Source organism: Bacillus sp. FSL M8-0063 (genome assembly GCF_038005545.1).
Lineage (GTDB): Bacteria > Bacillota > Bacilli > Bacillales > Bacillaceae_G > Bacillus_A > Bacillus_A wiedmannii.
This window is the reverse complement of record NZ_JBBOTJ010000001.1, coordinates 4,285,482-4,296,969: the sequence shown is the minus strand read 5'-3', so window position 1 is coordinate 4,296,969 and position 11,488 is coordinate 4,285,482. Positions and strand designations below refer to the sequence as shown.

Genomic DNA, 11,488 nt, shown 5'->3' with positions numbered 1-11,488 from the left:
TTTTTAATTGATATTACGATATGAAAAAAGAGCGCTCATTAAGCGCTCTTTTTGTTTGAATTTATTTGATAAGCATTGATGCTCTTGAATAAGCGTGGTGAAGTAAGAAATAAAAAGATAAGTAAAACGGTACATAAAATATAGGAACCAATCATTGTGCTACCATTTACGATTAATGAATATAGAACAGCTGATTGACCTTTCGGTGCATATTGTCCCCAAAAAATAATACCGGCGATAAAGTGACAGAAGTAGCGAGCAAAGCTACCAACAAATGTAGCAAGAATAATGTAACCAATAACTTTCTTTCCTGCGTTTTGTTTTGAAGAAGGTTTTTCTTTACGGCTACCTAAACTGGATTGTTCTGCGTTATTTTCATTAGAAGTTAAAAGTGCCTTTTGAATTGGACGATAGAATAAACCAGCAAATCCAATGAATGCGAAAGCAACGAAGTATTCAATTAGTACTTGAATTGGTGTGACAATAATGGCATCGCCTACGACAATTTGTAATAATCCCCAAATTAAGCCTCCTAAGAAAGCCATTTTGAAGCCCCAGCGGTATGCGATAATAAAAATAGGAATCATAGCGAATGAAATGGAACCACCTGTTGAAAGTTTGATTGATAATAATGGAAAAATGTCGATGACCAAGGCGAAGGCTGCAAGAATAGCAGATTCGATCATCGCTTGTAAATTGGTGTTACGCATGTTGTCTCCCCCTAAATCCAAGTTGTACAAAAAAGAATAGATATCATAGGAGGATACGAAATACGTAAATAAAAAAGAGGTATGTATTTCGGACGTTTGCACAATCCCTGCGTTAGCATTAACTAACAGGTTCGAAGGGTCGGAACGAAGTGTTCCCTCTCAGCGGCATGGCTCCCCCAGTGATAACGAGATTCTTTATTTGCTATTGTTTATTGTAAGCGAAATGGATGAGAATGGCAAATGAATGTAGTATGACAATTATTGAAATAGAATTGTAGTGAAATGTTAATAAATATGAAGCAAAAGGGTATAGTACAAGAGAAATAGAGTGTGCTATAATTTTTCTGAAAATAATTATCATTCTCTTTTGAGGGGGAAGGTTATGAGCTTAGTAGATATTAAAATCGGTGAGAAAGTGCTAGTAAAAAGTGTTCAGTCTTTAAATCATTTACTAAAGAGAAGATTGGCTGCTTTCGGTCTTTCTGAAGGAAGTGAACTTCGCATGAAGCAAAAGACGATGTTCAAAGGTCCTTGTACATTGGAGTGTCGTGGACAGTTAATTAGTATTCGTCATTGTGACGCGAAAATGATAAAGGTGGAATTAGCGTGAATAAGGTAGCTTTGCTAGGGAATCCAAATACAGGGAAGACATCATTATTTAATGCACTTACTGGTTCTTATGAGTATGTAGGAAACTGGAGCGGTGTAACAGTAGAAAAGAAGGTTGGTAAATTAAAAGATAAGCAAGGAACATTAATTGATTTACCGGGTGTTTATGATTTGAATCCAGTTTCGCGTGATGAAGGTGTCGTTACGAATTTTCTACTAACAGACGAATTTCATCATATGTTAAATATAGTGGATTCTTCGCAATTCGAGAGAAATATGCATTTAACGTTGCAATTACTTGAATTTGGAAAGCCGGTTTCGATTGGATTAAATATGGTCGATGTGGCAAAGCAACGAGGCATTGTAATTGATGTAAAACGATTATCAGAACTATTAGGTGTAACAGTCGTTCCTGTCGTTGCAAGAAGTGGAAAAGGCTGTGAAGAACTACTTGCGACTCTTAAAGAAAATGACAAAAACGAGAAAAAACCATTCATTATTTCATATGGTGTACAAATGGATGAAGGTATTGGAGAGGTAATAGCTCTTTTAGAGACAGCGAATTATAAGCACCCAAGGTGGTTAGCTCTTCAATTTTTAAGCAATAACGAAGTAGTAGAAAAAGAAATGAAAGCATTACCAATTTATAAGGAACTTGTAGCCATTCGATCTCGCTTAGAAGGAAAACTTGATTGTACGTTGGAAGAGCACATTTACAAAACTCGTGAAGCGTATATTGAAAAGTTAAAAACAAATGTTATGAAGCATGAGAAAGAAGGAAAAATTCCTTTTTCGGAAAAAATTGATAGACTAATTACGCATAAAATTTTAGGACTTCCAATCTTTTTAGCAGTTATGTTTTTTATTTTTCAGGTTACGTTTACGTGGATTGGTACACCTTTATCCGATATGTTAGATGACTTTTTTGGTGGACAGCTTACGGATTGGGTGACGGCTGGGCTCACAAGTGTTGGGGCTTCTGATTTTATTCAAGCACTCGTTACAGAAGGTATTATTGCTGGTGTTGGTGCGGTATTAGTATTCGTTCCACAAATCTTTGCACTATTCTTTTTCATTTCATTATTAGAAGACTCAGGATATATGGCGCGAATTGCAGTTGTTATGGATCGAATTATGGAGTTCTTCGGTTTAAACGGAAAAGCATTCATTCCGATGATTATCGGTTTTGGATGTAATGTTCCAGGTATTATGGCAGCGAGAACGATTGAACAAGAAAAAGAACGTTTACTTACAGTTCTTGTAACACCATTTATGTCTTGTTCAGCGCGTTTACCTGTATATGCATTATTTGCGGGAGTATTCTTCCCTCATAGTCAGGCAACTGTTGTGTTTTCTTTATATGTTGCAGGTATTGTTCTTGCATTACTCGTTACAAAAATCATGTCACTTACTATTTTAAAAGCAGAAAAATCTATTTTCGTCATCGAACTCCCTCCTTACCGCGTGCCACAAGCGAAAACGTTATGGTTAAGCACGTGGGAGAAAGGGAAAGGATTTGTTCGTAAAGCAGGTACATTCATCTTCGGTGGTTCTGTTGTCATTTGGTTATTAAACTATGCAGGTCCATCAGGATTTGGTGTTGATATGGGAGACAGTTACTTAGCGATGATTGGTGGGTTTATCGCACCACTATTTGCACCGCTCGGCTTTGGAACATGGCAAGCGGCAGCATCTCTTTTAACAGGATTTTTAGCGAAAGAAGTTGTCGTTTCTACAATGGCAATTATTTATGCGGTGAAAGAAGATGTGCTAGGAAATGTTATGGGAGCACATTATACTGCGTTATCAGCATATGCATTTATGTTCTTTATTTTATTATATGTTCCATGTTTAGCGACAGTAGCCGTTATTAAACGTGAAACAGGGTCAACGAAGTGGACGATTTTCTCTGTCGTGTATCCGCTCGTCGTTGCTTATGTATTAACGCTCATTATATACCAAGTTGGATCCTTACTCGGATTCTAGAAGGAGATGTATTAGAGTGATGGTCAATATTATAATTGGAGCTATCATTTTTGGTTATGCAGCATACACGTTAGTTAATTTTGTAAAGAGAAGTAAAAAGGGAAAATGCGCAGCATGTTCTTTAAATAAGTCATGTCAGTCGCAAACTTGTAGTCCGGATATGGAGCAAATTGCTCACAAATAACAAAAAAAGCTTTGCGAATTTCGCAAAGCTTTTTTTTGTTATTTTTTAATTTTTACAAGTTGAGAAGCTTCTACTCCATTTGCTCCAGGTAGCTCTTTGCTTGGGTCTTTATCAAATTTCAAAATACCTACAGATTTTTCTTCACCTTTTACATTTACATATGTTGCATCATCAACGATAGCAAACATATCTGCATAAGAACGGCCATCACCGATAATTGTGTTGCCTTCATATTTTAATTTTGCTCCATCAAGCGTAGCATTTTCTACTTTCTCTTTTGCAAACAGCACGCCTTCTTCTTCTGTTACAGCTGGTAATTTATCGATTGCCTTTGTATCATCATTTTTATCAACTTTTTTAAGTAGTTCTTTCTTAACAAGTTCATCACCAGTTTTCTTATCCATTACAAGTACTTTTTTACCCTCTAATGTTGCCATTTTCATTTTATAAAAGTCTTTTTCTTTTACTTCTTTCTTATTTTGATCTGTAATTTTTTGAACTTGCTCTTCTGATCCGTATAATACTAATCCGTTCGCTTTTTCTCCTAATAAAGAACAACCTGATAATGCTCCAAGTGAAATTGCTGCTGCTAATCCGATTCCTACTAATTTTTTCATGATGATTTCTCCTTTTATATGTTTTATAGTAAATACATTTTTGTATTAGTTCTGAAATGATGAGAAGCTTGTTCGTTGCTGCTGGTATTAGTGTATAAGAAATATTGCAACGTAACTATCGAGTTAGCTTACAGTAAAATTACAATAATGTAATTTAGTGAAAGTGTATAAAAATAAGTCAATTCTGAAGAGGGTTAATGAGAATATATTAGGAATACAATGTTTTATCTAGAATGTCATATTATATTGGCTGTATTTTGGAAATAACATGTAAGGACATATTAGTTTTGTTATAATAAACACATAGGCTGTAAAAATGAATATTCTTTACTGTTAAGGGAGATTTTTCAGTTTTCCAAGTAGTGAATTTGAAATATGAGGTAAGTCATAGGAGGAATTAGAATGTCTGTATTTAAACGATTACGAGATTTAACAATGTCGAATGTATATTCATTAATTGAAAAAGCGGAAGATCCAGTTAAGATGACGGATCAATATTTACGCGATATGCAAGCGGATGTACAAGAAGCTGAGAAAAGTGTAGCAGCTCAAATTGCACTTGAGAAGAAATTCAAAATATTATTTGAAGAGCAAGAAGCACTTGTGAAAAAACGTGAAGAGCAAGCTCATATGGCTTTTCAAGCAAGCAATCTTGACCTTGCGCGTCGTGCTCTTGAAGAAAAACAAAATGCAGAGCAAAAGATGAATGAATATAAAGCAAGCTATGAGCAAAATAAAGCTGCTGCTGATAATCTTCGCCTGAAGCTAGAAGAAATGCGTAAGCAATTAACAGAGCTGAAAAATAAACGTGAAACACTTGTAGCACGTGTAAATGCGGCGAAAGCACAAAAGAATATTAATCAGGCGATGTCTGGATTTGATTCAAACTCAGCAAAAGCTGGTTTAAGCCGTATGGAAGAGAAAGCTCTTCAATTAGAGGCTGAAGCAGAAGCAAGTGGCGAAGTTTATAAAAAAGAAAAGTCACTAGATGATGAATTCGCAAGCTTAAATAAAAATTCTGCTGTTGACGATGAATTAGCTCGTATTATGAAGCAGTATGAGAAATAATATAGAATAGACAAAGAAACCGACATGTCTGAAGAGAATTCATGTCGGTTTTCTATTACTTTTTAGAGGAGGTTTTGCAATGACATGGACAAATGTGTTAGCCATGCTTGTATGGACTGGAGCAAGTGCAGTACTTTTATTTGCAATTATGTGGGTTGATTCAATTTTTACTAAATACAATGATTTAAAAGAAATAAAGAATGGGAATACAGCTGTAACAACTCGTTTCGTTATGAAATTATTCGCGCAAGGGTACATTTTATCTCAATCCATAACGAAAGCAAACGACTTATGGCAAGCACTACTTGCATCAGCAGTTTCTTTCGTTATTTTATTAGTAGTAGAAATGTTTATTGAATTTGTGTTAAAGAAAATGTCTGGTTTAGATTTAGAAGAAGGTACGAAAGAAGGCAGTGTTGCACATGCGATGTTGGCCGGATCATTACATATCGTTGGTGCACTTATTTTAGGTGCTTGTTTATAAAGAGAGAAGGAGGGGTAAATCATGAGTTTATTTAAACGAATTAAAAATATAATGAAGAGCCCAGAGCCGCCGAAACCAGAGAAAAGTTTGTTAACGTTAGCTCCTGGCGATATGATTGAAGTTTCATTAGTCATGTACGAATTAACTGGGAAAACGAGTATGCATTCTCGTAAAGAAATTGTTTTAACACTGCAAGATGGGAAAGATATTCGTTATTTAAAAATTGAAGATCGTGAAAATACGTATTACAAATTATATACACCAATCGATGGTCGTTTAGATTCAATTGATGAAGTTCCGACGACAATTGAAATGGATGATACAGAGTACCATATGGAAGAGCAATATAACGGACGTGTTGTTGTGATGGGGAAAACACCATTCTCTGCTTCAGAGGAACAGTACGTATGGGAATTCCAATCAGATAACCGAAAATTATTACGTATTGAATGGCAAAATGGTCGCACAATGATGTATGAGGGAGAAGCAATTATTCCTGCTGATGTACAAATTATAAGAGCAACGTAAGGGGGCGTAATCATGTCAAACCGATTGTTTACCATGATTAAATCGTTCGCGATCCCTATACTTGCTATCGTTCTATTACTTGTTGTTGCTGGATATGCCTTATCAGGTTGTCAAGGCGGACAGACAAAGTCGATTCAAGATCGTTATCCGCTAGAATCTGTCGCAAAAGAAGGTAAACAAGAATCTTACGTGTATAGGGCCGCCAATCGGTCAGTTCCTGAAGTCGCAAAGGAACTCATTAATGAAAGAGAACCGAAGCAAGCATCTAAAGAAGACGAAAATCAAATGTTCCTCGTTTATTCTGATAAGATTTATAACCTGCAAAAGGATAAAGAGAAACCTTCTGATACGTTAATTGAAATAAGTAATAAAGAATTTGTCCGTCAAAATTACCAACCATCCTTCCTGCAAGGATATATTATGGGGAGTATTTTAAACGATATATTCGGTTCACGAAAATCATCATACGGTGATTATCGCGGATATAATGACAGACAAAATCATAAACCGGTTATTCCAGAGAGACCGCCTACGAAAGAAGAAAAGAAAACCCCGCCTCCAATTACGAAGGAAGGGAAAGGATCTATCATTAAGCGAGGCGATAATGTAGATTCGAAACCTTCCGTAGGAGATACAGGAAGTATTACGAAAAAAGGAAGTAGTACACCTCCGCCTTCTACTGGAAGCAAAGGGAAAATTACAAAAACACCAGGTGGCTCGAGCGGATCAGATGTGAAGCCGAAATCATCTATTAAAACGCCGCCAAGGAATACATCTCCCCCGAAAACGAGGGTCGGTGGTTCAGGAAAGATTACGAAGCGAAGATAGTTAAAAAGATCGAAAAGTAGAATTTGCTTTTCGGTCTTTTTATTATGGAAATTAATTCCTTGTAGCTGATACAAGGAAGTTATAAGGAGGAGATTATTATGACTATATATAAGGTTTAGTTTGATTATGTTCCTCGTCTTATTCCTCAGTTTATTTATTAGCACAACGATGAAATTTTACTTTGTAGTAGGTATTCTATGGATACTATGTACATGTACTCTCTTTCTATATGTTCCGCTTCGTTTTCAACAAGAAGTGCCCGCCTTTCAAAAATACGTAGCATGGATTAAGAGAGGAAGAAGATGGGGAGAGTAAAAATATATGAGCGATTATTAGAATATATCGACCGCAACTTAATAATAAGAAGAGGGTGTGCCAAATTGTTGGCACACCCTCTTTATTCATAATGATTAATGAATATCACGTTTCTTAAAGTTACCGCCTTTTACTTCTGCTACGTCATAAACTGTAATAAAGGCATTTGGATCGATTTCATTAATCAAATCCTTCATTTTACTTTCTTCTAAACGGTTAATTACACAAGAAATTTCTTTAAATTTCTCTCTTGAATAACCACCGTATACTTCGTTATACGTTGCGCTTCGGCCTAAACGATCACGAATTGTTTCTACCATTAATTCAGGTTCTTTCGTGATGATTTTAAATGTTTTCGAACCACTTAAACCAACTTCAACGATATGAATGACTTTCGAAGCGATAAAGTAAGCAATTGCCGAAAGGATAGCTCCTTGAAGACCGAATACTGTTGATACGAAAATAAATACGAACATGTTTAAGAATAAAATAAGGTCACTTGTTCCAAAAGGTAACTTACGAGAAAGTAATACAGCTAGCATATCGATTCCATCTAATGCGCCGCCGTTACGTAATGCTAGTCCCATACCGAAACCGATAATAATACCACCAACAACTGTAACGAGTAGTGTATCGCCTTCAATAATAGTAGGTATTCCGTGCATAACAACGGTACCTATTGCTAATGAAGCAATCCCGATAATAGAATAAATTGCAAAGCTTTTACCTATTTGTTTATATCCTAACCAAACGAAAGGAATGTTAATAACTGCGATTAGAGCTCCTAATGGCAATCCAAATAATCTTGAACTAACGATACTTAAACCAGTCACACCACCGTCTGATACGTTATTTGGAATTAATACCGCTTCTAATCCGTATGCTGTGATAAATGCCCCAATAATAATCATCAAAGCTTTTGAAGCGATTTTTAGCTTATTGGGCTTGTTTTTGATAATTTTCTCCATGTAATTTCCTCGTTTCAAACTAGTTTCTTATTTGTTACGTAATTCACACCTAAATTTCATTTTAACATTTAATGTGAAAAATTTCTCCTTTAATGGATGTATGCAGGGAATATTATCACCATATTATCTTTAAAATATTTTTGAAATAAGTATAAGAAATCCCATCCTTATGAAAGGATGGGAGAATGTTAAGAAACAATAAAACTAAGGACTGTTAGGAATAAAGCGAAACCTAAAATAGTCCCGCACACTTTCATATGGCGCTTACGTCCTATTACAACAATTGCGACATATTCACGAATCATTGCGTTAGGCCAGTAATAAAATGCTGTTTTTGATCCAATTCCCTGGCTATTAAGACCAGCTTGTCTTGCATATATACCAGCACGGAAAAGATGGAAGTTGTTCGTTGTAAAGATACTTCTATACTTACCTTCTGGTTTTAAAGAATCCATAATTTCTTTAGAGAACGACATGTTTTGATATGTGTTGACAGAGCGATTTTCCTGTACTGTATGTTCAAACGGAATTCCTTTTTCAACAGCATATTTTTGCATTGCTTCTGCTTCAGGAAGACCTTCATCTGGACCCTGTCCACCAGAGAAAATGATTGTTGGTGGTGCATTTACAGAGGCTTGTTTCCAATAAAAGTCGATTGCTTTATTAATACGACTTGCAAGTAAAGGTGGTACTTTATCATTAATTAAGCCACTACCAAGAACGATGATGAAATCTTGATTACGTCTTGGTCTATTGAATTGATATAAAAAATATGCGCTTAAGAAGTTAGACAAATGTACAAAGAAATACATAGTTATAAGCGAAATCGCAGTAAAAATAAATTGAAAATGCTCTGAGAATAAATTTGCTGGATTTATGATAGCGAGCATAATAAAGAATAAAATCCCTAAAGCAGCAATTAAAGTTAAAGAGTTTGTGAAGCGTCTTCCTTCACGTTGCATTAAAATTTTTGCATTAAGAAATAGTCCAAACATTAAAGCGACTATAGCAAAAGGTATCATTACAATTAGCGCTAACATGGGAATAATAACGATAAAATGTAAAGAGTTACTACCAGACTCATATGAGGCTATAGCGCAAAATAATAGAAATGAACAGAAAAAGGCATTAAATAAAAAGCCATTTATTATTTTTCGTGGATCTTTTAAATATGAGATAAGAAAAATAATAAACAATATAAGAGGAATGATTCCAAAATACATAAATATAGTACACCTCAATTTGTAAAAGAATTTGACATACCTTTTATATTACATGATTTTATAATTAAAAATGAAAGGAAAAATGATTTTGAATTTTCTCAATAAAATGTATGGATACATATGTTAAAATGTATGTAAGGCGATATATTAAAAGTAAAATGGTTGAAAAGGCACTCTATGGAGTGTCTTTTCTTTTTTTCATGTAATTATGCATATTATATTTATTTTCAAATGAAGAGGATTAAAATATAAGTGGTAGGCAGACTATATAAAGCAGAATTTCTTACAAACATTTCCCTCTACTTTTTGTATCTAACAATCGTATAACAATAAATAATTCTGTTTTATAGTGTCTGTTTATGAAAGGTGTCTTCTTTGAAGACGCCTTTTTGTTGTTTAGTATAGATAGTTTCTACTGTTTACATAGTGGAAACTATCTATACTAAACATTAGCAATCTTCCGTATAAACATTATCAATTTACTATATATTCCAGTGGTGTTAACCTACATATGAAAGGCTTTCTTTTTCAAAATATTACCCCTAATAAATTTTTGAAGAAGTCAACTGTCTCCAAAATTGCCATTCATGCTTAGCAAAAAAGAATCCTGCTGGATTCTTTTTTGTGTTCGACATAATGTGACAAAATATATTAGAATAATTTGTTATATTGTTAAATGATTATTATAGGAAAGAGAAGGAGACTCAAATATGGGATTTAAAAAATTAATTTTAACAGGTGCAATTGTTGCAACTACAGCATTTACTTCAATTGGAACAGCACAGGCAAGTGCAGATTTTAAAGATGTTCCAAACAATCATTGGTCTTATAAAGCAATTATGGATTTAGCAAATAAAAACGTTGTTGCTGGATACGGAAATGGGATTTTTGGATTTGGTGATGATGTAACACGTGAGCAAGTTGCAGCTCTTATGTTCCGTCATTTAAAACCGACAGTAAAAGAACAGTATAACAATCCGTATAAAGATGTTACGGATCGTTCAACTATGTTTAAAAAAGAGATTCTTGCTTTAACAGAGATGGGTGTATTCGTTGGAGATAACACAGGAAAATTTAGACCGAAAGATTCGTTAACTCGTGAAGAAATGGCACAAATTTTGACAAGGGGATTCCAATTGCAAATAAGAGGGGATCATAATTTCCCGGATGTAGATAGAAATGGATGGGCGAATCCTGCGATTACTGCAATAAAATCAAATTATATTACGGCTGGAACTGGTGATGGTAAATTCGCACCTAAAATGCATGTAAGTCGTGAGCAATACGTTCAGTTCTTATATAATGCAACGTTACCATTTGAAGAAAGACCAGGAGCAAAACAACCACAACCAGAAGTGAAGCCTGAAGTAAAACCGGATCCGAAACGCTTTGCTAATTGTAAAGAAGCAAACGATGCTGGATATTATGATATTACAAGAGAGAGTCCGTATTATGGTAAGCATTTAGATCGTGATGGCGATGGAATTGCTTGTGAAAGAAATAAAAAAGGGAAATAAGAAAAAGCACTCAGTCTGAGTGCTTTTTCTTATTTGTACATGCTATTTTTTTAGGCGATTCTCATAAAATAAAAGTAACGAAATGAAAGTAGGTGACAAAATGCCATCAGTTGTGGAAGGCGTTATTATTGAAAACTGTAACGGAACAATTAATTTAGGAGATAAATATAACGTGCAGCCGATTGAAAAAACGAAAGCTTATAATGGATCAGGATCATCGAATACAGGAAAAAAAGTACAAACATTTAGTGGTATTAGTACAGCAGATGTAAGGGATAGCGATGCGAACGATCAAGGAATACAGTTTACTTTATAGATAAATATGTAAAATTGCATAAAATGATGAACTTGCCCTGTGCTACAATCTAGCTGTGAGCTGTTCATGATTCTTCTGTATTATAGTTGTTAGATTGGAAATATAACATCTTATCAAAAATCATACGTACAAAAA

At 34.7% G+C, this 11,488-nt stretch carries 14 protein-coding genes and 1 riboswitch; of the genes, 10 read left to right on the top strand and 4 right to left on the bottom strand.

All coding sequences use genetic code 11. The features are described 5' to 3' along the window. Positions 1-38 precede the first annotated feature (38 nt). Positions 39-710 (bottom strand): energy-coupled thiamine transporter ThiT, encoded by a 672-nt coding sequence (locus MKX31_RS22015; protein WP_088047679.1) that lies wholly within the window; start codon positions 708-710, stop codon positions 39-41. Positions 711-796: 86 nt separating this feature from the next. Continuing rightward, positions 797-898, bottom strand: a riboswitch (TPP riboswitch). A gap of 194 nt (positions 899-1,092) precedes the next feature. Between MKX31_RS22015 and MKX31_RS22010 the strand changes: the two genes are divergently transcribed. From MKX31_RS22010 to MKX31_RS22000, 3 genes are read left to right on the top strand one after another with little or no spacing between them, the layout of a single operon-like run. Continuing rightward, the gene (locus tag MKX31_RS22010; RefSeq protein WP_064474476.1) at positions 1,093-1,320 is read left to right on the top strand and encodes a FeoA family protein; all 228 of its coding nucleotides are present in this window, start codon (positions 1,093-1,095) and stop codon (positions 1,318-1,320) included. Then, on the top strand, positions 1,317-3,305 hold the full coding sequence (feoB, locus tag MKX31_RS22005) for a ferrous iron transport protein B (protein ID WP_340981511.1): 1,989 nt from the start codon (positions 1,317-1,319) through the stop codon (positions 3,303-3,305). The genes MKX31_RS22010 and feoB overlap by 4 nt, the downstream gene beginning before the upstream one ends. Positions 3,306-3,321: 16 nt before the next feature. Next, positions 3,322-3,489, top strand: a complete 168-nt coding sequence (locus MKX31_RS22000; RefSeq protein ID WP_000989597.1) for a FeoB-associated Cys-rich membrane protein — start codon at positions 3,322-3,324, stop codon at positions 3,487-3,489. A gap of 38 nt (positions 3,490-3,527) precedes the next feature. Here the strand turns inward: MKX31_RS22000 and MKX31_RS21995 are convergent, their stop codons facing one another. After that, the gene (locus MKX31_RS21995; protein WP_064474478.1) at positions 3,528-4,106 is read right to left on the bottom strand and encodes a lipoprotein BA_5634 family protein; all 579 of its coding nucleotides are present in this window, start codon (positions 4,104-4,106) and stop codon (positions 3,528-3,530) included. A 402-nt stretch (positions 4,107-4,508) separates the two neighbouring features. Here MKX31_RS21995 and MKX31_RS21990 point away from each other — a divergent pair, with 402 nt between their 5' ends. The 5 genes from MKX31_RS21990 (at position 4,509) to MKX31_RS21970 (ending at position 7,329) form a co-directional block, all read left to right on the top strand. After that, positions 4,509-5,174: a PspA/IM30 family protein gene (locus MKX31_RS21990; protein ID WP_340981510.1), complete on the top strand. Its 666-nt coding sequence runs from the start codon at positions 4,509-4,511 to the stop codon at positions 5,172-5,174. Positions 5,175-5,253: 79 nt separating this feature from the next. Next, on the top strand, positions 5,254-5,658 hold the full coding sequence (locus MKX31_RS21985; protein ID WP_000220323.1) for a DUF350 domain-containing protein: 405 nt from the start codon (positions 5,254-5,256) through the stop codon (positions 5,656-5,658). Positions 5,659-5,679: 21 nt separating this feature from the next. Then, entirely contained in the window at positions 5,680-6,186 is a 507-nt protein-coding gene (locus MKX31_RS21980; protein WP_000051753.1) for a DUF4178 domain-containing protein, read from the top strand. A gap of 12 nt (positions 6,187-6,198) precedes the next feature. Continuing rightward, positions 6,199-7,014: a DUF4247 domain-containing protein gene (locus MKX31_RS21975; RefSeq protein ID WP_000071177.1), complete on the top strand. Its 816-nt coding sequence runs from the start codon at positions 6,199-6,201 to the stop codon at positions 7,012-7,014. A gap of 126 nt (positions 7,015-7,140) precedes the next feature. Next, positions 7,141-7,329: a hypothetical protein gene (locus tag MKX31_RS21970; RefSeq protein WP_340981509.1), complete on the top strand. Its 189-nt coding sequence runs from the start codon at positions 7,141-7,143 to the stop codon at positions 7,327-7,329. 95 nt (positions 7,330-7,424) lie between these two features. On the opposite strand, the gene MKX31_RS21965 is transcribed toward MKX31_RS21970, so the two are convergent. Together MKX31_RS21965 and MKX31_RS21960 are read right to left on the bottom strand one after the other, a co-directional pair. Continuing rightward, positions 7,425-8,297: a YitT family protein gene (locus MKX31_RS21965; RefSeq protein ID WP_000411242.1), complete on the bottom strand. Its 873-nt coding sequence runs from the start codon at positions 8,295-8,297 to the stop codon at positions 7,425-7,427. 188 nt (positions 8,298-8,485) lie between these two features. Then, positions 8,486-9,520 carry a YdcF family protein gene (locus MKX31_RS21960; RefSeq protein WP_340981507.1) on the bottom strand — a complete coding sequence of 345 codons (1,035 nt, stop codon included), beginning with the start codon at positions 9,518-9,520 and terminating at the stop codon, positions 8,486-8,488. A gap of 710 nt (positions 9,521-10,230) precedes the next feature. Between MKX31_RS21960 and MKX31_RS21955 the strand changes: the two genes are divergently transcribed. Then, positions 10,231-11,037: an S-layer homology domain-containing protein gene (locus tag MKX31_RS21955; protein ID WP_064474479.1), complete on the top strand. Its 807-nt coding sequence runs from the start codon at positions 10,231-10,233 to the stop codon at positions 11,035-11,037. Between the two features lie 82 nt (positions 11,038-11,119). Beyond that, positions 11,120-11,353 carry a spore germination protein gene (locus tag MKX31_RS21950; protein ID WP_033657613.1) on the top strand — a complete coding sequence of 78 codons (234 nt, stop codon included), beginning with the start codon at positions 11,120-11,122 and terminating at the stop codon, positions 11,351-11,353. The last annotated feature ends 135 nt before the right edge of the window (positions 11,354-11,488 follow it).